Genomic DNA, 25,149 nt, shown 5'->3' with positions numbered 1-25,149 from the left:
ACATAGTCAAGTCTATTTTTGTGCTGTGAACAGCCCTTCACGCTATGCGCAATTGTCCCGTGAGCAGCTGGCCGTGTTGGTCCCTGAGCTGCTGTTGATAGGCCAGCTGATCGACCGTTCCGGGATGGCCTGGTGTATCAGCTCGTTCGGCCGCGACGCGATGGTGCAGATCGCCATCGAGGAGTGGGCGGGCGCCAGCCCGATCTACACCCGGCGCATGCAGCAGGCGCTGAAATACGAGGGCGTCGACGTGGTGACCATTTTCAAGGGTCTACAGCTCGACATCGGCGCCCCGCCGCAGTTCATGGATTTCCGCTACACCGTCCACGATCGATGGCACGGCGAGTTCCAACTGGACCACTGCGGCGCCCTGATGGACGTCGAGCCGATGGGCGAGGAGTACGTCTTCGGCATGTGCCACACCATCGAGGACCCGACGTTCGACGCCACCGCGGTCGCGACCAACGTCCACGCTCAGGTGCGCCCGCTGCACCGCCCGCCGCGGACGCCCGCGGACCGGCATCCGCACTGCGCGTGGACCGTCATCATCGATGAGTCGTACCCCGAAGCGCAGGAAATTCCGGCGCTCGACATCGTGCGCCAAACCCGCGCCGCGACATGGGAACTCGCTCCCATCGATCCCTCCGACGAGGGGGAGGCGGACTACTCGGGCCCGTTGTTGTCCGATTTCGACTTCGCCTCGTTCTCACATTCGGCACTGGTCCGGATGGCCGACGAGGTCTGCCTGCAGATGCACCTGCTCTTTCTGTCCTTCGCGATCGCGGTGCGCGCACGTGCCGCCGATGAGGCCGAAGCTGTCTCGGTGTGCACCCGCGGCTTGATCGGCATCGCGGGCGTCGCCGCCGAACGCATACACAAGGCCCTGAAATTGCCGGGCGGGCCCGAAGGTGTGCTGCGAGTGCTGGAACTGCACCCCCTGCTCAATCCCGCGGGGTATGTCTCGGCGGACATCGAGGCCAACCGGCTGACCGTGCACCGGTCGCCGGGTCACGACGACGGTTCCTGGATCTCGTTGTGCTCGCCGGACTCTGTGCAGCCGCTACGAGCGATCGCTACCGCCGTGGACCCGCGTATCGAGGTGCGTGTTAGCGGGACGGACACCGACTGGACCGCGGGATTCACCGAAACCGATGCCACGGCAGCCGAACTACCTGAGGTGGAAGTCGTTAAGTTCAGTGGCGGCGCGTCGTTCCAATTCGAGCCGAGGCGTTCGCTGCCACTGACCGTCGTGTGACCACGGCGCGTTTGTCAAGGGGTTTTTAGTACCGCTTCGGTGACGCAATCGCATCGGGGCGATACCAATGACATTGCAAGCCATCGGCTTTCCGCGTGTCCGCGGCTATCGTTAACGCTGGCCATCGACCCCTATAGACGAAGGTTTCGCTCTATGTACGACCCCGTTGGGTTGTCGATCGGGACCACAAACCTGGTCGCCGCGAGTAGTGGAAGTGCACCGGTTACGCGCCGTGCTGTACTTAGCCTCTACCCGCACTGCGCGCCGAAAATCGGTGTGCCTGGCGAGAACCTGCCCCTGAGTGAGCCCGGCATGCTGCTGAGCGGCTTTGTGGAGCGCATCGGCGACTCGGTGGCGCTGGTGTCCAGCGACGGCTCGGCACACGACCCGGATCTGCTGATGGTCGAAGCCCTGGACGCTATGGTGCGCGCTGCCGGCGCGGACGCGGGGTCCTCGGAAATCTCGATAGCCGTCCCCGCGTACTGGAAAGCCGGGAGCGTCCAAGCGTTACGTAACGCGCTACGAACACATCTCGGCTTCGTGCGAAGCGGGATGGCGCCCCGCCTGGTAGCCGACACCGTCGCGGCATTGACCGCCGCGAATGCGGAGCTCTGCCTCGCGGCGACCGGCGTGGTCGGGCTGGTCGATTTCGGCGGCTCGGGAACGTCTGCCACACTGATGAATATCGCGGGGGATTTCGAACCCGTCACTCCCACACTGCGTTACCCGGACTTCTCCGGCGACGAGATCGACGCCGCGATTCTGCTGCGCGTTTTCGAGGAATTGGGCCACGGCAGTGGCATCGACCCGGCCAGCACGGCGGCGGTCGGGCAACTCGCGGCGCTGCGCGAGCAATGCCGTCTCGCCAAAGAGCAGCTATCCGTGGACACCGCCGTGGAATTCGTCGCTGAGCTCGGTGGGCGCAGGTCGAGCATGCGGGTGACCCGCGACGAGCTGGGCGACCTGATCCAGGACCGGCTCACCGGCTTCATCTTCGCCTTCGACGAGATGCTGGTCCGCAACCGCAAGAGCTGGACCGACCTGGCCGCCGTCGTCACCGTCGGCGGCGGTGCCGCCATTCCCCTTGTCAACGAACGCCTTTCGGTGCACACCCGCCGACCGGTGGTGTCTCCGTCGCAACCGGCATCCGCTGCGGCGGCCGGAGCCCTGCTGCTGGCCTCCCGCGGGGAAGAGCTGGATCTCCGGACCCGCACCTCAATTGGACTGCTGACGTCGGCCGCCGCCGCCGGCGAGGTCGTCGACCTGGGCGCCGGTGACCTTCTGGTGATCGACCATGACGCGATGACCGATCGCGAATTAGCTTGGTCGCAAACCGAATACCCCGGCGACATCCGGTTGCCCTACACGCCCGAAGCCTACGACGAGGACATTCAGGCCGGCTGGTCGATGCGGCTGAACCTGATCGACGACGAGGTCCCCGTGGGCCGGCCTTGGCGGCGCTTGCGGTTCTCGCAGTTGATCGTCGGGATGTGCGCCCTGGTCGCTATGACGGCGATCGGCGGTGTGGCCTACACGCTGGCGGGCATCGAGAATCGGGAAGCTCCACCGGTGCCCACGGTGGTTCCGGTGCCGGCGCCGCCGGGTGCCACCGCCGCCCAGTGCGGAACCGGCGCCCGTGAGCGTGCCGCCGCCGGTCGTCACGCATCCGCGTCCGCGTCCGCAGCCGCAGACGACGCAGCCACCGGTCATGACGACGCCGACGACGACGCCCCCTCCGCCGCCGCCCTCGACGACAACGCCGCCTCCGCCGCCGACCAGCACGACGACATCGGTGCCGATGACCACGCAGTGGATCCACGTCCCGCTGCTGCCGGTGCCGATACCGATCCAGGTTCCGGCCACCCAGGCCCCCCAGGCGCCGCAGTATCCGCAGCAGTACCCGGGCGGACAGTACCCCGGTGGCGGGTACGGCGGCGGCGGGTACGGGGGCGGCGGAAACCCGTTCCTGGGGCCCGGCTACTAGCGAGCCGCGTTCGGCTTGCAGCGGAGCCGATGGCGGATCGTCGCGACCGGGCGCACACTGGCAGTAACGCTACGAGCTGCAAGGAGGACGCATGGGCGAGCACGGTGCGTTCGGATTTGATCCCGACGACTTCGATCGAGTGATCAGGGAGGGCAGCGAGGGGCTGCGCGACGTGTTCGAGCGCGTCAGCAGGTTCGTCGGTGCCCCGGGCGCGCGGCCCGGGTGGTCATCGATCTTCGACGACCTGTCGCGGCGGCCCCGCCCGCAGCCGGAGACCACCGGCGAGGCCGGTGACGGGGTGTGGGCCATCTACACGGTGGACGCGTCCGGCGATGCCCGGGTCGAGCAGGTCTACGCGACCGAACTCGACGCGCTGCGGGCAAACAAGAACAACGTCGATCCCAAGCGCAAGGTTCGCTTTCTGCCGTACGGCATCGCGGTCAGCGTTCTGGACGACGACTCCGAGGAAGAGCCTGCGTAACCGCGGGTTTTTCTCGGTTCCCCCTGGCGGGGAATGCGCCTAGGGTTCGAACCGTGACGGCCGCAGCGTCGATGTGCCACCTGTGTAGGGCACAGCCGCGCGAGGGATGCCGGGAATTCTCGCACCGCTGTCGGGCCGGGGCGCAGGACGCCGACTTCGAGGGCTGTCTGGCGCAGGCCGACGCGATGGCCGGCGCCTGACGGATCAGCCCTGCCCGACGACATTCCCGTCGCCGGAGTTCGAGATCTGCGGCGAGCCCGAGTGGAACGTGACCTGGTTGTTGATGCCGGAGGCGTCGATGGAGTCGGCGGCGTCGACGGTGACGGAGTTCTTCATCCCGGACACGGTCACACTCGCGCAGTGCCCGACGATCACGATCGTGTTGGAGATCCCGCTGACCGTGACCACGCTGTCATTGCAGGCGATGGTTTTGTTCTCGCTGATGCCCGAGACGCTGAGCTGGCCACCCAGCGGCGGCAGCGGGGGCGTCGACGGACCGGCACTGGCCGTTGCAGATCCGCCGGCCGACGGAGTCGAGCTGCGCGGCGAGGTCCTCGGCAGATTCGTGACCGGCGCGGTCGATGTGGCCGAGGAAATGATCGATCGGACACCGGAGAGTTGGTGTGCGGCAAAGGCTGCGATCACGCCCGCGAGGACGAGCACGCCAACGACGACGGCGGTGCCCAGAATCCACCACAGGCGGTTGCCCCCGCCCGATTTCGGCGCCGCCGCGGTGTAGGGGCCACCGTAGTTGTAGGGCGGTGGCGCCAGTGGTGGCGGCACCGGAGTTGTAGGGCGGTGGCGCCAGTGGTGGCGGCACCGGACCGGGTGGTGGCGGGACGGGGCCAGGGGGCGGCGGGTAGGCCTGACCGCTGTAGGACGCGGGAGCGCCCAATTCGGACGCGCGTGCGGTGTCTGCCAACGGGCGCTCGAGGTCCCGGATCCGCTTTTCCGGATCATCTTGGGTTTCCATGCACAGATGCTCCCACCGGAACGCGCGCAATGGGTAGTTTCAGCACCGTGCCTGACTTGCCGAACCGCCAGATTGTGTTGCGCCGCCGTCCCGTCGGGCTGGTTCAGCCCGACGACACCGAGATGATCACCGCCGCCGCACCCGAGCCCGCCGAGGGCGAGGCGCTGCTCCGAACCACCTACGTGGGGCTCGACGCCGCCGTGCGGACCTGGCTGGACGACCAGCCAAGCTACCTTCCGCCGGTGCAGCTCGGCGAGGTCATCCGGGCGGCCGGCATCGGGGAGGTGGTCACGTCGCGCTGCGACGCCTATGCCGTCGGCGACGTGATCACCACGCTGACCGGCTTCCAGGAGTACGCCATCGTCCGTGACGACTTGTTCAGCACGCCCGTCTCGGAAGAGGACGCGGCGGACCAGCCGGCGGTGATGTCGCTGTACGGCCCAACCGGGGCCACCGCCTACATCGGCATGACCGACGTCGGCATGCCCCAGCCGGGCGAGACGGTGGTCGTCTCGGCGGCCGCGGGCGCCACCGGATCGATAGCGGGACAGATCGCCAAGATCGCCGGCGCCCGGGTAGTGGGCATAGCGGGCGGGCCGGAGAAGTGCCGGGCGGTGGTCGAGGACTTCGGGTTCGACGCGTGCATCGACTACAAGAACGACGACGTGGCGGCCGCGCTGAAACAGCATTGCCCGAAACGGGTCGACGTCTACTTCGACAACGTCGGCGGGCCGATCCTCAACGCGGTGCTGGGGCGGCTGGCCGCCAACGCGAGAGTAGTGCTCTGCGGCGTCATCTCGAGCTACCTGACCGGGGAGCACCCGGGGCCGGCCAACTACGTGAATCTGTTGGCGAAGACCGCGCGGATGCAGGGATTCAACGCCCTCGACCAATGGGGCCGCTTCGATGAGGCGCACGCCGCGCTGCGCAAGTGGGGGGCCGAGGGCCGCCTCGCGCACCGCGAGACCGTTTTCGACGGAATCGAGTCGTGCGTCGACGCCCTCAATGGGCTGTTCACCGGGGCCAACATCGGCAAGACGTTGGTCAAGCTCAGCGAACCCTCGGCCCCCTGAGGCGTTAGTCCTCGGCGAGGACGCGGTGCAGCGTCTTCTTGGCCTCGCGCACGGCCTCCAACACCTTGGTCCGGGCCTCGGCGAGCTGCTGCTTCTGCTCGTCGGTGCCGGTCCAGGTAATCGTGCGGGCAAGCCCGGCGAACTCGAACATCTCCCTGCGAATCTTGAAGGCATCGCCGAACTTGGCTGCGCGCCCCAGGAACGCATGCGCGGTTTCGCTGCTGACGCCTCGCCAGGCGAGCAGGTTCTGGCCGAACTCGGTCAGTGTCGCCACGCCGTTGTCGACGGACACCACACCGCGGCCCGCGAGCAGTCCGATGGCAAGCTCTGCCACGTCCTGCGGCGGAGTGAACGCCCCCTCGGTCGCCTCCGTTACCCGTTGCACGATCTGCGCGGCATCTGCCGGACCATCGAGCAACAACGCCGCGGTGACGAACGCCGCGCGCTTCAGCGGCGGGCGACCGCCACCGCCGGGGCCGAAGCCGCCGCCGCCGCCATGACCCCCGCCTTGCTTGCCCCAGCCACCGCCGAAGCCCCCGAAACCGCCTGGGCCAACACCGAAACCGCCGGGACCGCCAAAGCCGAAGCCACCTGGGCCACCGGGGCCGCCGAAGCCGGGACCGCCGGAGCCACCAAAAAATCCACCAGACATCCTTGTCTTCCTTTCCACATCGGACTATCAAGTTCCTTGATACCACCGAGCGCGGCAATGTCAATTAAATTGATGGTTGCCTGCGGTGAACCATTCGGGACATGCCAGCATGAGTGGCATGAGCGCATGCCGCGAAGAGCCGCTGGGGTTCCTGATGTACCGGGTGATGACGTCGTTGCGGCCCGCGGTGGCGGCCGAACTGAAGCCGCTCGGGCTCGGTCTGCCTGAGTTTGTGTGCATGCGGATCTTGTCCGAGCGCCCCGGACTCACCAGTGCCGAACTCGCCCGCGGCACCAACGTTTCGGCGCAGGCGGCCAACCAGGTGCTGCGCGCGCTCGAGGACCGCGGCGCGCTGAGCCGCCCTCCGGTGACCCCGGCCGGCCGGGCGATGCCGGCCCAGCTCACCCGGCGTGGCAAGGCGCTGCTGAAGCGCGCTGACGCCGCCGTCCTGCGAGCCGAACAGCAAATTTTGACGCGGCTCACCGCTGAACAGCAAAGCCAGCTCAAACAACTGCTTTATGCTGCGGGAACCCCGTAACAGAAGGGCTCAGATGGACCGTCGCCGGATGATGATGATGGCGGGGTTCGGTGCGCTCGCGGCGGTGGTCTCGATGCCGGATGCCGACGCGGCGCCCGCGACGGCGAGCGGGTCCTATCTGTTTCACGACGAGTTCGACGGTCCGGCCGGCTCGGCCCCTGATCCATCGAAGTGGGTGGTGTCGAGCAACCGGACACCGATCAATAACCCCGCGGGTTTTGACCGGCCGCAGTATTTCGGGCAGTACCGAGACAGCCGCCAAAACGTGTTCGTGGACGGCAAATCCAATCTCGTGCTGCGCGCGACCCGCGACGCCAACGGTTACTTCGGCGGCCTGGTGAGTGGCACGTGGCGGGGCGCGATCGGGACCACCTGGGAAGCCCGCATCAAACTCAACTGCCTCACCGGTGGTTGCTGGCCGGCCTGGTGGCTGTCCAACGACGACCCCGGCCGCAGCGGCGAGGTCGACCTGATGGAGTGGTACGGCAACGGGGACTGGCCGGCCGGTACCACGGTGCACGCCAACCCGGCCGGCACGGCATTCAAGACGCATCCGATCGCCGTGGACGGCGGGTGGCACACCTGGCGCGTGACGTGGAACCCCAGCGGCATCTACTTCTGGGAAGACTTCGTGGACGGCGCGTCACCGTACTTCAGCGTCCCGGCGACCGGCATCGACGACCTCAACGACCCGGTCCGCATGTGGCCCTTCAACGACGTCGGCTACACCCTGTTTCCCATCTTGAATCTGGCGGTGGGCGGCTCGGGCGGCGGCGACCCCGCCACCGGCTCCTACCCGGCGGAAATGCTGGTCGACTGGGTGCGGGTGTTTTGAGGCCCACGGGTGCAGGATGCGGCCCATCGCGGCGCATGGTTGTATAACCACGTTTGCGAGAGTTGGCCGAGGGGGATCGTGCCGAGTCGGACATCCCGGGGTTTTAGCGATGGGTGGTACGTGGATATGGATCGTCGCAGCATGTTGTTGACGACAGGGTTAGGCATGTTGGCGGCGGCCGCGTCGATGCCTCTCCCGGAAGCCGCGGCGCGCCCGGCATCGCCGGAGGCGCCGCCGTCGGCCGGCGGCGGGGGCTACATCTTTTCTGACGAATTCGACGGTCCCGCCGGCTCGCCTCCCGACCCGCGCAAGTGGACGATCCAGACCTGGCAGGACGACGTCTATCCACCGGTCGAGGGGATCTATCGCGACGACCGCCAAAACGTGTTCCAGGACGGCCACTCCAACCTCGTCCTCCGCGCCACGCACGATTTCCTGGGCAACGCTTATTACACCGGCAAGCTGCGCGGTAACTTCCGCAGCATGATCAACCAGACCTGGGAAGCCAAGATCAAGCTCGACTGCTTGTTCCCCGGCCTGTGGCCGTCGTTCTGGGGCGTCAACGAGGACCCGCTGCCGGACGGCGAGGTCGACATTTTCGAGTGGTACGGCAACGGCGAATGGGCCCCCGGTACCACGGTCCACGCGGCATCCAACGGGAAGACCTGGGAAGGCAAATCGATCCCTGGCCTGGTCGACGGTGACTGGCACACCTGGCGGATGTTTTGGGGCGAAAAGGGATTCGCCTTCTCGCGCGACGGCTCCGAGTACTTCAAGGTTCCCAACAAACCCATTCACGTCGCCGGCAACCCCCCGGAGGACATGCGTTGGCCGTTCAACAATCCCGGGTACTGGATGACGCCGATGTTCACCCTCGCCGTCGGCGGGGTGGGCGCCGGTGATCCCGCCGCGGGTGTCTTCCCGGCGTCCATGCTCGTGGACTACATCCGCATCTGGTAGCTACCGCTGCGCCTTGATCACCTGAACCAGGTTGAACTGCCAGCGCTCGACGAGCCGGAAGCCCAGGTCGTGTGGCACCGCGAAGGCCGGTGTCGGTCCGTAGACCGGGCCCGGCAGCAACGCCGAACCCTGCTCATGAGCGGGCAGTGACGCGTCGGCCTGGGTGATTATCCAGACGACACCGCAGTGACTCAACGGCGCGGCAACAACTTCGGGTATGAGGTTGGTGTCGAAAACCTCGTTGCGATCGGTGGCCCGCTGCCACAGGGTGAGGTCGATCAGCTTCCGGTACGCGTCCGGGCGCGCTGCCAGCAGCGGGCGCATCGGGGCCGGCATGAACGTCACCGTGTCGTTGACCAGTAAGCAGTCGCCCGGTGCTGCCTTCGCGGTGATCAGGTCGGCCACCTGACTGTAGTCCATCCCATATTTGGCATATGGATTGCGTTGCGCCCGAATATAATTCGGTGCCGCGGCGACGGTGAACAGGCCGACGATCGCGGTGGCCACCCAGGGTTTGGCGGCCACGCCGCCTACACAGACGCCCAGGATCAGGGCCATCGCCGGGGCGGTGAAAGCCAAGTAGCGCGGCGTGTAGATCGGATGAGCGAACGCCGACCATCCGACGATCAGGGCGGTCGGTAGCACCAACCAGGCCACGGCCAGCGTCAACAGCTGGCGGTCTTGCGCTGCGGGCTGGCCGGATGTGCGGAGCCACAAGACGATAGCCGTCGCGACGACCAACGCCGCCAGCACCGCGAACGGCGGGCTTCGTTCGAAGTATTGCTGAACCACCACGTCCTCGATCGTTCGGTGCCCGATCGGTGCGATCCATTTGAGCTGTCCAGTCTGCCCGACGGCCTCGATCACGAACGGCGCCAACGCACAGACCGTCAGGACCGACGTGACGGCGAACCGGACGACGACCCGTCGAGTGCGCCGCCAGGTGGCGATGAAGACGGCGTGGGCCAGCAACAGCAGCGCGAGGTAGATGTCCAGCAGAATCGACGCCGCCAGCCCGATGCCGTAACCCAGCCAGAGCCAACGGCTTTCACGCCGTGCCGTGTACACCAGCAGGATGGTCAGCCACGCCGCGGCCATCATCGAGACGGCATAGGGGCGGGCCTCGACACCGGCCCATGTCGACCGCGGCAAGATCGCGCAGATGACTCCGGCGGCCAGCGCGACGGTGCGGGACGAGAACTGCCTGCCCAGCACGACGACCCCGGCTGCGGCGCCGCCAACCGCCAAACCACTTGGCACACGGGACCAGAACTCGGTGGGCGGGACGATGTGAAACCAGCCGTGCATGAGCAGGTAGTACAGGCCGTGCACGGCATCGACGTTGCCCAGCATGTGCCACAACTGGGGCAGGGAACGGCTGTATGCGGCCGAGATGGTCGCGGCCTCGTCGTACCAGAACGACGGGCGGGCCGCGCCACCCAGACTCATTGCCGCGGCCAGGACTCCGACGATCAGCGGGTCACGCCAGGGCGCCGCACCAGGGTGCGGCCGTGACTCGCTGAACACGCCCGCTATGTTGCCAGAGGCGGGCGCAAGGCTAGGGGCTCAGCCAAACGTGCCAGAACCCGTCGGGACCGAACCGGCAGTCGAAGTGGTTGTACAGGTGGTCGTTGTAGGTGAGCTCGACGTGCGGGCCGTCGGCCATGCAACCGGCTTCGCTCGAGTAATTGCCATCGACCTCGACGTCGGCGCTGGCCACGCCAACTCCAGTCGTCATCAGCCCGCCGAATGCCACCAAGCCGGCAGCGAAAAGTCTGATCATCTCGACCCCCTTTAGTGTCCGTCGGTTTCGAGGCGAACTATATCGACCGGACCCGGCCGCCGCCTGGTGAATGAGCGGACTCCTAGTTGGTCAGATACAGGTAATACAGTCCGTCGCCGCGCTGGCGGCAGTCCCAATGGGTCCACAGCTGGTTGTTGTGGGCAACCTCGGCGTACGGGCCGTCGGCCGAGCAGGCGGACAACGTCGAATAGCCGCCGTTGACCTGGATTTCGTCGGCGCTGGCCACACCCGCCGGGGCGGTCAGCAGCGCGCCGCATGCCAGCAAGCCGGCAGCGATGACCCTCATGCGGATTCCTTTGGCTATCTGGCGGTTTCGAGGCGAACTATATCGACCGGCAGGGCACGCCGGGTAGATCAAGGAGAGGACTCCACCAACAGTTCATTCGAACGTATGATCGATCGATGGGTTCGCTCGCGTCGATCGGGTACAACGGCCAGCCGGCCCGAAACCCGTTTCGGGTGGTCCATCCGCCGATCACCGTCCTGGTCGACCTGACGGTTCTGTTTCCGCGCCAGCCGCACCGCTCGGGCCGGTATCAGCCGAACGGTCTACAGCTGCACAAGGTCGTCGAGGGACGGCTGAGTTGCTGGGGCATCTGCGAGCAGGGCGATTGGTGGGGGTTGGTGACCTACCCGGTCGTCTACGGATCCAAGCGACGAACCGTCACCCACTGGGTGCCGGCCTGGACGCTGCGCCGAACACGCTAGCCGGTCGGCCCGGGCCATTCAGTAGCACGAGCGTGGTGTGAATGAGAGGATTCTGCCCGTGGCAGGAAGCTGGAGCTCGTTGTTGACCACGCTCATTCCGCTGGCGCTCGTTAACGCCGTTTCACCACTGACGATCATCCCGGCCGTACTGGTTTTGCATGCCCCGCGGCCACGGCCTGCCGGGCTGGCTTTCCTCGGTGGCTGGGTGCTCGGACTGGCCGCGCAGACCGCGCTCTTCGTCGCGGGTTCCGGCGCGCTGGGCGGCATGCACAAGTCGCCACCGACGTGGGCGTCCTGGCTGCGCGTGGTCCTGGGTTCCGCGCTGATCCTATTCGGCATCTACCGGTGGCTGACCCGGCATCGCCATACCGAGTCGCCGAAGTGGATGCGGTCGTTCGACACCATCAGCCCCAGACGAGCGGCGATCACCGGATTGGTGCTGACGGTGGTTCGGGTCGAGGTGCTGGCCCTCAGCCTGGCCGCCGGATTGGCCATCGGTACCGGCGAACTCGATGACGTCGGTGAGGTCTGGGCGGGGCTGTTCTACGTTGCCCTTTCCGCGTCGACGGTCGCAGTTCCCATCCTGGCCTACGCCGCCGCGGGTCATCGCCTCGACAACTTCCTGGAACGCCTCAAAGAGTGGATGGAGAAGAACAACGCCGCGCTGCTGGCGGGAATACTGATACTGATCGGTTTGATGGTGCTTCACAACGGAATTCGCGCCTTATAGCGCACTCACCGGTAGCCGCCGTCGGACAGTCCGGCGGCCTCTTCGAGCCGGTTCGTCTTGCGAAACACTATGTCGCGCAGCACTTCCCAAATGTAGGCCGTGATCATGCGAGCATGGCCCTTAGCGGCCCACTGCTGGGAGTGGAGTTCCTCGTGATGGAGCACCCGGTCCAGCGCGAGGTTGCTTTCAAACGGCCTGCCGGTGCGGTCGGTGAACCAGGAGTGTCCCGACTCGACGATCTCGCGCAGCCACCGTGCGGGATCGCCCGCGCCGTCGATGTTGACCATGAAGATGTCACCCCAGGCCGTGCCGCCCTGCTGGCTGAACTGCCGCTGAATCCAGTTGCCGCCGAGGCCCATCAGCATGCCGTTCGGTGTCGCGACAAGGCGGCCGCCGTTGCCGTCGACGAACGCGACGTCCTGGTCGTAGCTCCACGCGTTGGCCTGCTGCCGGTCGATAATTCGCTGCACCTCGTCGGCGCTGTACGGCGTCTCGGCGAAGTCCGCGGGTCGCTCGCCTGCCTTGTCGTAGTCGGTGCCGGCGTTGAGGACATAGGTCAGCAGCGTGGCCGTGCGCGCCTCTCCCCCGCTGCAGCCGCGGGGGAGAAGGAAGAAGGACTTGCCGTCCGGGTCGTAGATCTCGGTTAATTGCTCAAGGACTGCGAAGCTCTGCGCGGTGATGCCGTGCCGCCGGGCGATTTCGGCGAGAACGCCGGATGGCACGCGCCGGCTCTCGGCATTCTGTCGCCACCGCCTGTGGAAGTCCTTCGGGTCCATCGCTAACTTGGATCGCCGAGGTACGCGTCGGCCCAGGCGCCGATGATTCGGCCCGCCCGGTGCGCCTGGCCGCGCGCGGTGAGCAGATGATCGGAGCCCTCGAGCGAGACGAAGCTGCGCGGGTGGCGGGCCAGGCGGAAGATCTCGCTGGCGTTCTCGATGCCGACCGTGTTGTCGGTGGGCGAGTGCAATATCAGCAGCGGCAGCCGCAGGCTTTTGATTTTGTGATGCAGATGGGCGGCGCGCACGTCCTCGACGAACGCTCGCTTTAGGGTTAGCTTGCGTCCACCCACCATCCACTCGGCGGTGCCCTCGGAGAGCACGCGTTCAACCACTGCGTCGTAATGCTTTTCGACGTGACTGGGATCAAACGGCGCCGCGACCGTCACGACCGACCGCACGCCCGGCGCCTGCATTGCCGCGGCGATGACGGCCGCGCCGCCCCACGAGTGCCCGATCAGGATGCCGGCCGGCGTCCCACGCGCGGCCATGAATTCGCATGCCCTGATGATGTCGTCGACCTTGACGGTGAACGACCCGTCGCCCCAGCCTCCCTCCGATCCGCCGAGGCCCAGCGCGTCGAAGCGCAGCATGCCGATGCCGTCGTCGGCGAGCTGTTTGCAGATCCGGGACGCGGCCGGGCAGTCCTTGCCGAGCGTGAAGCCATGCGCGAACACGCCCCAACCGCGCGCCGCCTGTTGCGGCAGCTCGATGATGCCGGCCAGGCTCGGCCCCGTGGAGCTCTGGAACGTGACACGTTCGGCCATGATGAAGATCTAACCTGCCGCAAACGATGTGCGTAAGGTATTGAGGCCCAAGGAGGCGGAAATGGCCGACGAGCGATGCTCGACCTGATCGTGCGCCGGGCCCGCTTCGGCACTGCCGACGGCCTGCGCACCGCCGATATCGGCATCGCGGACAAGCGAATCGCGGCGATCGCGCCGTCGCTGGCAACCGACGCACCCGTCGTCGAGGCCGATGGCGGCCTGGTGGTGCCGGGCCTCGTCGAGACTCATGTCCATCTCGACAAAACCTGCATCCTCGATCGTGTCGCGATCAGCGATGGCACGGTGCAGGAGGCCATCCGAGAGACCGCCCGAGCCAAGCGCGGTTTCACGGCCGAGGACGTTTTCGCCCGCGGCAGTCGCACCCTCGAGAAGAGCATCGGCCACGGGGTGATGCTCATGCGCACGCACGTCGAGGTCGATCCGACCATCGGGTTGCAGGGATTCTTCGGCGTGCAGGAACTGGCGCGCGCCTATGCGTGGGCGATCGATCTGCGGCTCTGCGTGTTTCCGCAGGAAGGACTCATCAATAATCCCGGCACGGATGCGCTTCTGGTGCAGGCGCTACGCGAGGGCGCGGAGGTGATCGGAGCCGCGCCCTATGCCGACAGCGATCCTCGCGGCCAGATCGACCGAATATTCGAGATAGCAAGGGATTTCGATGTCGACATCGACATGCATCTCGACCTCGCCGAGACGACGCACGACATGCAGGCCGAGTACGTCTGCCGCAAGAGCGAGGAATTCGGCTGGGGCGGACGCGTGACCATTGGGCATGTGACGCAAGCATCGTTGCTGCCGCCTGACGAATTCGATTTGCTGGCAAGGCGTCTCGCGAACGCTGGCGTGGGCGTTACAATCCTGCCGGCGACCGATCTCTACCTGATGGGCCGAGCGCCTACCCATGCCAAGCCGCGCGGAGTGGTGCACGCGGCGCCGCTACTGGCCCACGGCGTCAACTGCGCGATCTCCACCAACAACGTGCTCAACCCGTTCACGCCGTACGGCGACGCGTCGCTGATCCGCATGGCGAATCTGTACGCCAACGTCTGCCACGCGGCGGGCGAGGCGGCACTGGGCGAGTGCATGGCGATGATCACCGATCGCGCGGCGCGGCAGATGGGCGTTGCGGGGTATGGGATTACGGAGGGAGCGCCCGCGGATCTCGTGCTGCTCGACGCGACCGATCCCGCCGCCGCGATCGGCGAACTTGCGCAGCCACTGTGGGGCCTCAAGGCAGGGCGCACGACATTCCGGCGCGAGCGCCCGGTGCTGCTGCCGCCGTAGCTAGCCGCTGTCGGCACCGCCGGAACTGCTGCTGCTGGAGCCGCCGCTGTCGGCACCGCCGGAACTACTGCTGCTCGAGCCGCCGCTGTCGCTGCTGCCGGAGCTGCTGGAGCCGCCGGTGTCCGCGCCCCCGGCGGAACTGCTGGAGCCGCCGGTGTCCGCGCCGCCCGAACTGCTTGAACCGCCGCCAGTTTCGGCGCCGCCGCTCGAACTGCTGGTGCCGCCACCACTCTCGCTGCCGCCGCCTACCGAGCCGCCGCCTATTGAGCCACCGCCGGTCTCCGCGCCGCCCGAACTGCCGCCCCCGCCCGCCGAACCGCCACCGCTGTGCGGCTCGGCGCCGAATGGCCCACTGCCACCCGGAGATTCGCTTCCACCGCCAGGTGGCAATCCGCCGGTGTGGGGCTCGCTACCCCCAGGGGGCAGCCCGCCGGTGTGGGGCTCGCTCCCGCCAGGGGGCAGCCCGCCGGTGTGGGGCTCGCTACCGCCAGGAGGCATACCACCCTCGGGAGGCCCGGTGGGAGTGCCGTGCCCCGAACCGGGCCCACTGAGCGGGCCGCCGCCGTGGGGTCCACCGCCGCCGGGATTCCCATGCACGGGACCCGGCCCACTGGCCGGACCGCCGTCCCCGGGGCTGCCCGAGGGGCCTCCGGGCCTGCCTCCAGGATTCGGCCCTGGCCCTTGCCCCGGAGGGTTTTGATAGGGCGGCGGCGCATGTGGCGGTGGCACGTGAACCGGCGGCGGTTCGGCCGGTGGGGATGCGTGCGGCGGGGGTTGGACCACCGGCGGGCTGGCCGGAGGTTCGGGCAGGTGAACGGGCGGCACAGGAGCCGGAGCGATCGGCGGAAGCACCACTACCGGAACCGGGGCGGCCGGAACAGGTGCTGCCGGAACGGGAATCGGAGCGGCGGGCAGGGGAACGGGCACCGGCACGACCGGTGCCGCGGGGACTGGCGCCGCAGGGATCGGAGCCGCGGGGAGGGGCGGCGAGGCCGCATGCACCGGGGCCGCCGCCGGCGGGGCGCCCGCGGGGGGGCTGACCGGCCCGGGCGCGGCCACCTTCATCGCCCCCACCGGACCGGGCACGGGGACGAGCGCCTCCTGGACCGGAGCGATGAGGTCGTGGATCGGGGCGGGCAGCAGACCCACCGTCGAGCGAATCCCCAGTGACAGCGCTATCTCCAGCGCGAGTGCCGCGCTGATGGCGGCCACCGCCAACGCGGTTCCGACCAACAGCCCCGGCCGACGACGCGGCCCGCTGTCACCCGAAGGGTCGATGACGACGGTGGGGGCACTTGCCTCGTCGTCCGGCACAGCACTGTAGGCGAGGCCTTCGTCTGGATCGTCGTCAGTGATGCTGAGATATTCGGGGAGGGCGGACACGTCGAGTGCACCGGTGCCGGGATCTTGTGCGTAGGCCAGCACGGCAGTCGACGATGCGAGCACATTCGCCGACGCCAGGGCCGCCCCGCGGGCCAGCGCCGTCTCCGGTTCTTCGGGCGCGCTGACGGTAAGCGATGTCGCCTCTTGCAGATTCGGCTTGATCGCCGTGATATCGACACCCGAGCCGATCACTAGCAGGCCACCGGGTCGCGTAGCCAGCTCGTCGAGCCCGGCGACCATCGCCATCAGCTCTGCGCTCGATGAGGTTCCAGACGTGCTGTCCAGGCGTTCTTCGTGGATATCGGTGAGGGAACCGTCGGACGTCTCGACAATCGCTAACGTCGCGGTCTCGGGCTCGACGAAGAGCACCGCAGTCCGTTCGTAACCCATTGCCCCGCCGACAGATTGAGTCAGAGCGGCCGCGGCCAGGAACGCCGAGACCAGCATGACGTTCTCCACCTTGTGGGCGGCCAGGGCGTCGCGCAATGCCGCGGCTTCGAGCTGGTCGGTGCACGCCACCCCGACGGAGGAGAGCTCAAGGCCGGCGCCGACCGCATCGTCGCGGGTATCCAGGATCGCGGCGACAACGCGATCGGACGCGCTGACCGTGGGAGAGTCATCAGAAGCCATGACGGCGAACTCGCTCTCGTCCACCGTTGCGCCGTCGGCGTTTTCGCCTTGCAGCAAGACCATCTGAACAGAGGCCGGCGCCATCGAAACTCCGAGCACGATATCCATTACTCACGCCTCCCACAGGCAAGCGAACCGCTAACTGATCGTCACTGGCGAAGCTGTGCTGGAGGCCTGTCGACGTTATGTAAACGTTATGGAGCAACCCAATCGGAGCCTTGTAACACCGTCGTGACGTCACTGTTTGGAAACGACGCGGTGCGGCGTGGCGTGCGGTAGCACCTCGATCGCTAAAAATTGTGTCGGTCGTCGACAAACGACCTCGGTACAGCTACGCGGTGTCGATTGAAGAGGTATCTGAGCGCGAATAAAAGGAGTTGACGTTGATGGCGATCCTCGATCGGTTCAACATCAAAGTAGTTGCCAGCGCCGGGATGTTCGGAGCCGCTATCGCGTTAAGCCCGCACGCGGCGGCCATGCCGCTCAAAACGGGTGGTGCGTGCATATATCCGCAGGCGGGCGAAGCTGCCCCGTTCCCGGCCGCAGGCGGGCCGGTAGGTGCCGGCGGTGCGGCCGCGGGCGCGGGCGCATGCGGCGCTCCGCTCACCGACATGGCGGGTGTCCCCCTGGCGGCGCCTGGGGCGATTCCGGTGCCCGGCGGTGCTCCGATCATCGCACTCGGGCCGCCGCCGCTCGTTCCGCCGGTGCCGCTAGGGGCCCCGGTGGGTGCGCCGCTGCCGCTGGGTGCCCCACTGGTTGCACTGGGGGGTGCTCCGGCAGATGTCATCCCGGCCGCTCCACTGATCGACATGGCGGGCGTGAAGGATCAGCCAACCGGACCGGCGCCCACTGGCGGGCCCACGGTCGGTCAGCCGACATATCCCGGTCCTGCGCCCAATCCGTTCGCGCACTGACGCCAGTTGCGTTGCAACGAGACGGACCCGCTGGTAGCTGCCAGCGGGTCCGTCTCGTTGTAGGGGTCGCGAGAGAATGCCTTTGCGGCACTGAAAAGACGGCACGACAACAGAATTCGCTACGATGTATGGCCTGCGCGTCAGCCAGATGTGGGGCCGGTTAGAGAGCCAGCTGCGGTCGCGCTGTCACTCCTGCACAATCACCGGGTCGCCGATGTTGACCGTGTTGTAGTACCACTCGGCGTCTTCGGGGCTCAGGCTGATGCAGCCGTGGCTCACATTCTCCAGCCCCAGTGCGTTGACCGCCCACGGGGCCGAATGCACGAACAGGCCGTGGTTGGAGATACGGACGGCGTAGTTCACCGTGAGCAGGTAGCCGTCCGGAGCATCGACCGGGATGCCGACGCTGCTCGAATCCATCGTGATCGCACGCTCTTTGGACAGTACGGTGTAGGAGCCGACCGGGGTCGAGTACTCGGGCCTACCCAGTGAGGCCGGCAGCACACCCGGTTCCCCGAAGTGGGGACGGTGATGCGGCGTCGGAACTGAGGCCGCAGGATCGACTCCGTCGATGCTCACCTTGAACGTGTGCTGCGAGACGCTGGCAACGCCGACTACCTTAGCGCCCGTTTTGAATTCGCTGGACTCACCGTTCACCAAGAGCTTTATTGTGCTGTGCGCCGGCCAGTATTGGTCGGGAACCCATTGCACGACCTTGTTGTCCTGCCATTCGAACTTCCCGGTCATCGCGGGCGTCGTCTTGACGCCAAGGGCACGCTCGGCCAAGCTCCGATTGGCAACGGGTGCAACGAATGTCACGACTACGGGGTGCGCAACACCCACGACTTCGCCCCGCGTTGGCAGAAGCGAGGCAATGGCGGGCTCATACGACTGGGTCGCCGACGTGAGGGTGATATCGGTCGGCCGCGCCACAGCGATGGCTGCGATCCCGATGGCAACAAGAAGACACCGAACAACCGTCCGCATGGCCCCGATTCCTTTTATCTGACAGAGTTTCAATAACGATGGTAAAGCCGCCGTGACCAGCGGAAGCGCAAGGGCGCGTAGACAATCGATCAAGTATTGGTCACGTTTTGGCAACGACGGATTGGGGCCGATTAAATGCAAGAGAGCTGCAGGTTTAGTCAATCCATGTGATGCCATGGATCTGCATGGCTTGCATCAAGTCTGGGTCTTCCGGACTGATGCTCCTAGGGGTCGCGTGATCGCTTATCTGCCAAGGAGATTGGTGTTCTTGATCGCGCTCGTAGAGCGCCCAGAGTGTGAACGGATCGCCATGGCGAGACAGGTACTCGACTCCGCCGACTGATTCGCCTCCCGGTCCGCGGCGGGTGTAGATCCACGCCGATATCACCCCGGGCTGCGCATCGGCTGGCATGCCGGATCGCGCCGGCGTCGAGGTCTTTGCAGCCATGCCTCTTCGCGAGTTGAAGAAAACGTTTCCTCAGGGTCGGGAGTGTCTTGTGGTGGCCCGGTACGGCGAAGTATCCGGACAACATTGCCGAACAGGACAGTCGCGGTTCGCACCATACGTACGGAAGCTCTCCCGGGTTTGTCGTCGGGAAATAATCCTCATCGTCAGAGAGGATCTCGGCCAATTGCTGCGCCAGGACGGGGTCGGGCCGGAAGGGCGCGAGCACCTCGAGGTAGCACGCCAACGCGCAGTCGCCAACGTAGAGTGCACGCCAGTTCCCGTCAGGGTCGTCCCACCTGCCATGGAAACGACCGCCTTGCGCGTGCTCCCACGGCGTCCAGTCCCAGGGTGCGGGGGCGTAGCCGATGCGATGAACCTCTCGGACGACGTCGGTCGAACATTGCATGGGGCCTAACTCTGTCTTGATGGAGGACACAGTTGGCCGAACCGCTACCCGACGGCGACAAACTGACGCGCAGCGCCAATCACGCGGGCACCGTCGGTTTCGAGATCCCCATCGCGCAAGAGCCGGGCCGGCGACCAGTCGTCAAGGAAGGGGTTGAGGCCCTGAAACCAGGATTGCGCCACTTTCTTGCTGTCCCGCTCGCTGATCATCCGCGCCGCGCGATACGCCACACGCAGACGTTCGACATCGGCGGGGTTGGCGATCTTGCGACTGCCTTCGGCCCACTGCCGCACCGCGCGAGTCTCCTTGACCCTTCCTAAGTAGGCGACCAGCGTGGGCCCAAGCAGGTTTCTCAGGGCGTCGACCAACTCCGGCGTATCCATCGTGATCGCCTCGTTGTAGGCATTCAGGTCGGGTCGAGCGGCAGTCGCCGTCTTCGCAGCCATTTCTCTTCGCCTTCCCGCAGCCGTACACAGTGCTAACAACACTATAGATCACGAGTCAAATCACAGTCTGTATCACATCCGATATCACGTAAGACATCGCGCATCCGGCTCGCGGAAAAGTGGGCGCGGCCCAGGAAGCTAATTCCGTGACGGGGCCTGGCCGTGGAGTGTCCGCGTTACGACACCATGAATGGCCGGCTCGCCGAGGAGGACAATCGGTTAGCTGGCGCCCGCAGCGATCACCTGGTCGACCTCAAGGGCCCGGTCAGCCATCTCGGCGTGTGCCTTGTCCAGCGAGTCGGCCTGATCCTCGTCGGCCTTCATCAGCGCCTCGATGTCGAAGCCGGCCATGTCAAGGACACCCATGTCCGAGAAGGCCTTCTGCACCTTGTCGCCCCACAACCCGATGTCCTTAACGATCGGCACGATGCGGCTGAACAGGTGCGAGCGGAACTGGATCATGAGCGGCGACGTGTCGACCCAGTCGGCACACGCCTTGACGTCCATGCCGAGGGTCTCGAAAACCTCCTCGCCGCGGAACCGGTCGCGCATCAGGTAGCAGGCGTCCACGACGAACTCTTCACGCTCGTCGCGCTCGGCTTCCGTCAACGCCGAGTAGTAGTCCTTCAACGAGATCCGGCCAAAGGCGACGTGCCGGGCCTCGTCCTGCATGACGTAGGCGAGCAACTGCTTAGCCAGCGAGTCCGGTGGGGCCATGTCACGTAACACCCCGAAAGCGGCGAGCGCGAGCCCTTCGATCAGGACCTGCATGCCGAGGTACGGCATGTCCCAGCGCGAGTCGCGCAGGGTGTCGTCCAGCAGTGCGGTCAGGTGCTTGTTGATCGGATAGACCAGGCCGACCTTCTCCTGAAGGAACCGCGAGAACGTCTCGACGTGCCGGGCCTCGTCCATGGTCTGGGTGGCCGCGTAGAACTTCGCGTCCAAGTCGGGGACGACCTCGACGATCTTGGCCGAGCACACCATCGCCCCCTGCTCGCCGTGCAGGAACTGCGAGAACTGCCAGGATTGGAAGTGCAGGCGCATCTCGGCGCGACGTGATTCGTCTGCGGCGTCCCACATCGGGCTGCCGAACAGCGGATGGAACTCGTCGGGCAGCCCGACCGGATTCTTCGGGTCGACATCGTTCGACCAGTCGATGCGCGACTGGGCATCCCACTGCTTGTCCTTTCCCTTTTGGTACAGGGAAAGGAGCCGGGCGCGCCCCTCGTCGTACTCCCACGTGAAGCGGGCGTCGCCGGCGCTGGGGACCTCCCACGAGTACGGCTCGGGCACGTCGGTGTACTTGTCCCTCGTGGTCATGAGCAGCCGCCTCTCTGTGCGCTGTGACTAGTGGTCATATGACGTGTATCACATTGCGCCGCGGTCGGCGGCCCCGTCAACCCTGCCGGGCGGATCGAGTAGGCGACTACTCGCTACTCGACCCCGATCGTCAATGCATGCGCGCGCTGCCGCCGAGGCCGATCTCGAGGACGCTGCCGGTGATGACCCCGGGGTCGGTCACCAGGTACAGCACTCCGCGACTGACGTCCTCGGGCTGTAGCCACGGTTGCGGTATCGGGTTGGCTCTCATCATCCGGCGCACCAGATCGTCGGGAATGTCGTCGCCGCCGGCGGGCTGCACCATCGGTGTTTGAGTCGTGGTCGGGCAGACGACGTTGATCGTGATGCCGTCCTTGGCGACCTCCAGGGCGGCGCACTTCGCCAGGCCGATGACACCCCACTTGGTGGCGTTGTAGGCGGCCAGCTCGGGGATGCCCATGCGGCCGCCCATTGACGAGGTCACGACGATCCTTCCGAATTGCTGCTGTCGCATCACTGGTATGGCCGCCCGCAGGGTGTGAAATGCGCCGGTCAGATTCGTATCGACCAGGTGTTGCCACACCACGTCGCTGACGTCCACCAATTCGCCGGTGCTGACGACTCCGGCGTTGGCCACCACGATGTCGAGGCTGCCCATGTCGGTCACCGTCTGCGTGATCGCGGCGCCGACCGCGGCCGAATCGCGTACATCCAGGGTGAGCGGCAAGCAACGCCGACCGCGCTCTTCAACCAGCTTCGCCGTCTCGCGCAGGTCGTCCTCGGTGCCTAAGGGGTACGTCAGCTCCGCCATCGCATTCGGGGCATCGGCGACCACGATGTCGGCGCCCTCGGCCGCTAATGCCAACGCGTGTGCGCGGCCCTGCCCTCGAGCCCCGCCGGTAATGAAGGCCACGCGTCCATCCAAGGCACCCATACTGGTGAAGCTACCTGAAATCGATTGCTGTGGGCTATATTTCGGCGCCCGCCATGGCCGTCGCAATGCGCCTCACCCGGTTAACCCTCGGAATCGCTTCCGGTGCCCTATTATCCGGCCGGGGCGTGTCAGCGCTGTTGACCTTGGGAGTCTTAGTGGAGCGGTTGTGGTTTCGGCATGGCGTTTCCTGGACGGCGGCCGGACTCGCGGTCACGCTCGCGTTGGTGTTCGGGCTGGCGCTTGGGTGCAGCCAGGACCCGGGTTCGAGCTCGGGCGCGAATCCCGCCGGCTCTGGCCCGACGGATTTCCCGAACCCGTTGATGAGCGTGCTCACCAAGCTCGTGACGAAGGACATCCCCGCGGAGACCTACTTGGCGGTCAAGTACTCGCTGCTGTCGAATGCTCTGGCGAACCTCGACTTCAAGAAGGCCGGCCACACCAGCATCAGCGAACTGTCGAACAAGCAGGACTACGTCCAGTCGAAGGGCAATCAGCCCGGATTCTTCGCCAAGCCGTTCGCTGACAACAATGTCGACGTCAAGCAGGCCGACGGCGACGGGGGTCGCTACGACTACCTGAAGGACGGCGAGACATGGCTCGACTATGCGGCGGTCAATCTCGGCGGCGGCGTGTTCCACAACGGCTTTGGGCAAGAGGAGACGATGGCACTCGAGATGCCGGAACTCGCGAACGCGGCAGCGCAGGGCGGACATTTCACCCGCGGCCAGGGTTGCAAGGACAACGACAAACCGCGCCCGCTCGAGTGCAGCCCGGCACCGCTGTATGTCGGACCCGTGCACCGCACCATGAAGGTCGCTTCCGGCATCAATGAGCCAAACGGCAAATGGAAGTCGATGCCGATCGACGCGCTGTTGACGTACATGACGCCGCTGCCCAGGAATGTCGAACTCAATGTCTTGGCCGTCGCGCTCGCCAGCTTGGAGGGCACCACGGGGCAGGAAGCCGAGCAGCCGACGATCGATGACATGTTCAACACTTTGGCGGCCGGCTTCAAGCTGGCCAAGGACAACAAGGTGACAACGCTGAACACCGGCCCCATTGGAACGGGGATATTCAAGAACAGCACAAAGGTCGTCTACGTAATGCAGAAGCTGGCAGCAATGCAGGTCGGCATCAATCTGAGGTATTACGGCCTCAGCAAAGCCGATCAGTCGACGTGGGATCCGATTGTCGACCACATCGTCGCGGACTACAAGGGCGGCTCTCACACGGTGAAGCGACTGTTGGAACTCGCCCACGATTCACTGAAGTAGTCGAACCCGCGCATCCCTGCTTCGGTCGTGGATGGTGTGGAGCCGATGACGGGAATCGAACCCGCGTATTCAGCTTGGGAAGCTGATGTTCTGCCATTGAACTACATCGGCACTGTTGCCAAGGAAGGCTAGCATCCAGGGACAGATGCGCTGGTAGGTACGCCTAAGCACGGATATCCGGTCAAATTTACAATTTTCATATTTATTATTTCGTTATTGCGCCGTAATGTGCTTTGCGTGGGTCGGCATGAATTAGCCAGGAAGCCGCGGAAATCGCCGATGGTCCTGGCTGCGCTGCTCGCGGCTGCCGACGTCTTCTTCGCGACGGCGGGCGACGTCCACCCGTTCACGACCGCCGCGGCGGCAAAGACCGTGATTGGCGACGGGGCCCCGTTCAACCTGGAAATCGTCGGGGCGGCATCGAATATCAGGGATAAGGGTTCGCCCGACGGCCAGCCGGTGGCATCCAGATACCACACACGATCGCGCTTCCTGCCCGTCGGCGTCGCGCCCGAGCAGGGCCTTCAGGTCCGAACGATCCTGGCCGCCCGCAGTATCAGCGCGGCCTTCCCGCAAATCCACGAAATCGGCGGAGTGCGACCGGATCCGCTGCCGTGGCATCCCCTTGGCCTGGCCCTCGACGTGATGATTCCCGACCCCGGCAGTGCCCAGGGCATCGCGTTGGGTGACGCCATCGTCAAGTACGTGCTGGTGAACGCGAATCGATTCGGGATACAGGATGCGATTTGGCGTGGCGTGTACTACACGCCGACCGGCGCCCAGACGGCCCGATACGGCCACTTCGACCACGTCCACGTGACGACAACCGGGGGCGGATATCCCAAGGGCGGCGAAACGTATCTCGCTGACTGAAGCCCCGACGACGCGCGCGGAGCAACAGATAGGCTCGTCGGGTGCTGCTCTCCGATCGCGACCTCAGGGCTGAAATCTCCGCCGGACGGTTGGGCATCGACCCGTTCGACGACGCCCTGGTTCAGCCGTCCAGCGTGGACGTCCGCCTCGACCGAATGTTCCGTGTTTTCAACAACACTCGCTATACCCACATCGACCCCGCTCAGCGGCAGGACGAACTGACCAGCCTGGTGGAGCCGGCCGAAGGGGAGCCCTTCGTGCTGCACCCCGGCGAGTTCGTGCTCGGCTCGACCCTGGAGTTGGTCGCACTGGCCGACGACCTCGCCGGTCGCCTGGAAGGCAAATCGTCGCTGGGCCGGCTGGGCCTGCTGACGCATTCGACGGCGGGGTTCATCGACCCCGGCTTCAGCGGCCACATCACGCTCGAGCTCTCCAACGTCGCGAACCTGCCGATCACCCTGTGGCCCGGCATGAAGATCGGGCAGCTTTGCATTCTGCGACTGACCAGCCCGGCCGAGCACCCCTACGGCAGTTCGAGCGTCGGATCGAAATATCAGGGGCAGCGCGGCCCGACGCCGTCGCGGTCGTATGAAAATTTCATAAGTTCTACTTAAGTTCGCCAGGGTGCCCGCACAGCTTCTGTGCGAGACGATTAGCTAGTCAATGGTTTTCTCCTCCGCCCGGGCATAGCCC

The 25,149-nt window shown here is 66.0% G+C and carries 25 protein-coding genes, 1 tRNA gene and 2 pseudogenes; 15 read left to right on the top strand and 13 right to left on the bottom strand.

Annotation, left to right across the window (positions count from 1 at the left end; genetic code table 11):
* Window positions 1-25: 25 nt before the first annotated feature.
* From MNAB215_RS06100 to MNAB215_RS29635, 4 genes and pseudogenes are all read left to right on the top strand, one after another.
* Window positions 26-1,255, top strand: a complete 1,230-nt coding sequence (locus tag MNAB215_RS06100) for a hypothetical protein (RefSeq protein ID WP_077077900.1) — start codon at window positions 26-28, stop codon at window positions 1,253-1,255.
* Window positions 1,256-1,408: 153 nt separating this feature from the next.
* Window positions 1,409-3,239: pseudogene (locus tag MNAB215_RS30475) on the top strand (Hsp70 family protein).
* A gap of 91 nt (window positions 3,240-3,330) precedes the next feature.
* On the top strand, window positions 3,331-3,720 hold the full coding sequence (locus MNAB215_RS06090; protein WP_077077899.1) for a hypothetical protein: 390 nt from the start codon (window positions 3,331-3,333) through the stop codon (window positions 3,718-3,720).
* A 53-nt stretch (window positions 3,721-3,773) separates the two neighbouring features.
* Entirely contained in the window at window positions 3,774-3,920 is a 147-nt protein-coding gene (locus MNAB215_RS29635; protein WP_165691529.1) for a hypothetical protein, read from the top strand.
* Between the two features lie 4 nt (window positions 3,921-3,924).
* On the opposite strand, the pseudogene MNAB215_RS06085 reads toward MNAB215_RS29635, so the two are convergent.
* Window positions 3,925-4,693 (bottom strand): annotated as a pseudogene (locus tag MNAB215_RS06085) (DUF3060 domain-containing protein).
* 47 nt (window positions 4,694-4,740) lie between these two features.
* Here MNAB215_RS06085 and MNAB215_RS06080 point away from each other — a divergent pair.
* On the top strand, window positions 4,741-5,766 hold the full coding sequence (locus MNAB215_RS06080; RefSeq protein ID WP_077078459.1) for an NADP-dependent oxidoreductase: 1,026 nt from the start codon (window positions 4,741-4,743) through the stop codon (window positions 5,764-5,766).
* A gap of 4 nt (window positions 5,767-5,770) precedes the next feature.
* Here MNAB215_RS06080 and MNAB215_RS29395 read toward each other — a convergent pair whose 3' ends face one another.
* The gene (locus MNAB215_RS29395) at window positions 5,771-6,418 is read right to left on the bottom strand and encodes a hypothetical protein (RefSeq protein ID WP_077077898.1); all 648 of its coding nucleotides are present in this window, start codon (window positions 6,416-6,418) and stop codon (window positions 5,771-5,773) included.
* A 118-nt stretch (window positions 6,419-6,536) separates the two neighbouring features.
* Here MNAB215_RS29395 and MNAB215_RS06070 point away from each other — a divergent pair, with 118 nt between their 5' ends.
* From MNAB215_RS06070 to MNAB215_RS06060, 3 genes are all read left to right on the top strand, one after another.
* Complete coding sequence (locus tag MNAB215_RS06070; protein WP_077078458.1) at window positions 6,537-6,956, top strand: MarR family winged helix-turn-helix transcriptional regulator; 420 nt, start codon at window positions 6,537-6,539, stop codon at window positions 6,954-6,956.
* The gene (locus tag MNAB215_RS06065; protein WP_108637537.1) at window positions 6,937-7,791 is read left to right on the top strand and encodes a glycoside hydrolase family 16 protein; all 855 of its coding nucleotides are present in this window, start codon (window positions 6,937-6,939) and stop codon (window positions 7,789-7,791) included. Before MNAB215_RS06070 ends, MNAB215_RS06065 begins: the two co-directional genes overlap by 20 nt.
* A 126-nt stretch (window positions 7,792-7,917) precedes the next feature.
* A complete protein-coding gene (locus MNAB215_RS06060; RefSeq protein WP_077077896.1) occupies window positions 7,918-8,751 on the top strand; it encodes a glycoside hydrolase family 16 protein in 834 nt (277 codons plus the stop codon).
* On the opposite strand, the gene MNAB215_RS06055 is transcribed toward MNAB215_RS06060, so the two are convergent.
* The 3 genes from MNAB215_RS06055 to MNAB215_RS06045 all read right to left on the bottom strand — a co-directional run bounded on the left by MNAB215_RS06055 (window position 8,752) and on the right by MNAB215_RS06045 (window position 10,841).
* The gene (locus MNAB215_RS06055; RefSeq protein ID WP_077077895.1) at window positions 8,752-10,278 is read right to left on the bottom strand and encodes a glycosyltransferase family 39 protein; all 1,527 of its coding nucleotides are present in this window, start codon (window positions 10,276-10,278) and stop codon (window positions 8,752-8,754) included.
* Window positions 10,279-10,309: 31 nt separating this feature from the next.
* On the bottom strand, window positions 10,310-10,534 hold the full coding sequence (locus tag MNAB215_RS06050) for a hypothetical protein (RefSeq protein WP_077077894.1): 225 nt from the start codon (window positions 10,532-10,534) through the stop codon (window positions 10,310-10,312).
* Between the two features lie 82 nt (window positions 10,535-10,616).
* Complete coding sequence (locus MNAB215_RS06045; protein ID WP_077077893.1) at window positions 10,617-10,841, bottom strand: hypothetical protein; 225 nt, start codon at window positions 10,839-10,841, stop codon at window positions 10,617-10,619.
* Window positions 10,842-10,957: 116 nt separating this feature from the next.
* Between MNAB215_RS06045 and MNAB215_RS06040 the strand changes: the two genes are divergently transcribed.
* Both MNAB215_RS06040 and MNAB215_RS06035 read left to right on the top strand, forming a co-directional pair.
* Entirely contained in the window at window positions 10,958-11,263 is a 306-nt protein-coding gene (locus MNAB215_RS06040) for a hypothetical protein (protein ID WP_077077892.1), read from the top strand.
* Between the two features lie 58 nt (window positions 11,264-11,321).
* On the top strand, window positions 11,322-11,993 hold the full coding sequence (locus MNAB215_RS06035; protein WP_077078457.1) for a GAP family protein: 672 nt from the start codon (window positions 11,322-11,324) through the stop codon (window positions 11,991-11,993).
* A gap of 5 nt (window positions 11,994-11,998) precedes the next feature.
* Here MNAB215_RS06035 and MNAB215_RS06030 read toward each other — a convergent pair whose 3' ends face one another.
* A complete protein-coding gene (locus MNAB215_RS06030; protein WP_077077891.1) occupies window positions 11,999-12,769 on the bottom strand; it encodes a hypothetical protein in 771 nt (256 codons plus the stop codon).
* Window positions 12,770-12,771: 2 nt separating this feature from the next.
* A complete protein-coding gene (locus MNAB215_RS06025; RefSeq protein WP_077077890.1) occupies window positions 12,772-13,536 on the bottom strand; it encodes an alpha/beta hydrolase family protein in 765 nt (254 codons plus the stop codon).
* Window positions 13,537-13,611: 75 nt separating this feature from the next.
* Between MNAB215_RS06025 and MNAB215_RS06020 the strand changes: the two genes are divergently transcribed.
* Window positions 13,612-14,841: an amidohydrolase family protein gene (locus tag MNAB215_RS06020; RefSeq protein ID WP_077077889.1), complete on the top strand. Its 1,230-nt coding sequence runs from the start codon at window positions 13,612-13,614 to the stop codon at window positions 14,839-14,841.
* Here the strand turns inward: MNAB215_RS06020 and MNAB215_RS06010 are convergent, their stop codons facing one another.
* Entirely contained in the window at window positions 14,842-16,962 is a 2,121-nt protein-coding gene (locus tag MNAB215_RS06010) for a DUF7159 family protein (protein ID WP_077077888.1), read from the bottom strand.
* 278 nt (window positions 16,963-17,240) lie between these two features.
* On the opposite strand from MNAB215_RS06010, the gene MNAB215_RS06005 reads away from it, so the two are divergent.
* Window positions 17,241-17,768, top strand: coding sequence for a hypothetical protein (locus MNAB215_RS06005; protein WP_174604522.1), 528 nt, complete (start codon window positions 17,241-17,243; stop codon window positions 17,766-17,768).
* A 186-nt stretch (window positions 17,769-17,954) separates the two neighbouring features.
* Here the strand turns inward: MNAB215_RS06005 and MNAB215_RS06000 are convergent, their stop codons facing one another.
* The 4 genes from MNAB215_RS06000 to MNAB215_RS05980 all read right to left on the bottom strand — a co-directional run bounded on the left by MNAB215_RS06000 (window position 17,955) and on the right by MNAB215_RS05980 (window position 22,309).
* Window positions 17,955-18,755, bottom strand: coding sequence for a L,D-transpeptidase (locus MNAB215_RS06000; RefSeq protein WP_077077886.1), 801 nt, complete (start codon window positions 18,753-18,755; stop codon window positions 17,955-17,957).
* An 898-nt stretch (window positions 18,756-19,653) separates the two neighbouring features.
* A complete protein-coding gene (locus MNAB215_RS05990; protein WP_077077885.1) occupies window positions 19,654-20,055 on the bottom strand; it encodes a hypothetical protein in 402 nt (133 codons plus the stop codon).
* A 219-nt stretch (window positions 20,056-20,274) separates the two neighbouring features.
* Complete coding sequence (locus tag MNAB215_RS05985; protein WP_077077884.1) at window positions 20,275-21,375, bottom strand: ferritin-like domain-containing protein; 1,101 nt, start codon at window positions 21,373-21,375, stop codon at window positions 20,275-20,277.
* A 130-nt stretch (window positions 21,376-21,505) separates the two neighbouring features.
* The gene (locus MNAB215_RS05980) at window positions 21,506-22,309 is read right to left on the bottom strand and encodes a mycofactocin-coupled SDR family oxidoreductase (RefSeq protein ID WP_077077883.1); all 804 of its coding nucleotides are present in this window, start codon (window positions 22,307-22,309) and stop codon (window positions 21,506-21,508) included.
* Window positions 22,310-22,434: 125 nt separating this feature from the next.
* Between MNAB215_RS05980 and MNAB215_RS05975 the strand changes: the two genes are divergently transcribed.
* Window positions 22,435-23,583, top strand: coding sequence for a hypothetical protein (locus MNAB215_RS05975; protein WP_131829085.1), 1,149 nt, complete (start codon window positions 22,435-22,437; stop codon window positions 23,581-23,583).
* Between the two features lie 37 nt (window positions 23,584-23,620).
* Here MNAB215_RS05975 and MNAB215_RS05970 read toward each other — a convergent pair.
* Window positions 23,621-23,694: transfer RNA gene (locus MNAB215_RS05970), tRNA-Gly, on the bottom strand.
* 126 nt (window positions 23,695-23,820) lie between these two features.
* On the opposite strand from MNAB215_RS05970, the gene MNAB215_RS05965 reads away from it, so the two are divergent.
* A complete protein-coding gene (locus MNAB215_RS05965; RefSeq protein WP_217348907.1) occupies window positions 23,821-24,456 on the top strand; it encodes a VldE C-terminal domain-containing protein in 636 nt (211 codons plus the stop codon).
* 41 nt (window positions 24,457-24,497) lie between these two features.
* Window positions 24,498-25,070, top strand: coding sequence for a dCTP deaminase (gene dcd / locus MNAB215_RS05960; RefSeq protein WP_077077880.1), 573 nt, complete (start codon window positions 24,498-24,500; stop codon window positions 25,068-25,070).
* Window positions 25,071-25,149: the final 79 nt, after the last annotated feature.

The organism is Mycobacterium numidiamassiliense, assembly GCF_900157365.1.
Classification (GTDB): domain Bacteria; phylum Actinomycetota; class Actinomycetes; order Mycobacteriales; family Mycobacteriaceae; genus Mycobacterium; species Mycobacterium numidiamassiliense.
This window is presented reverse-complemented; position numbering and strand designations above follow the sequence as displayed.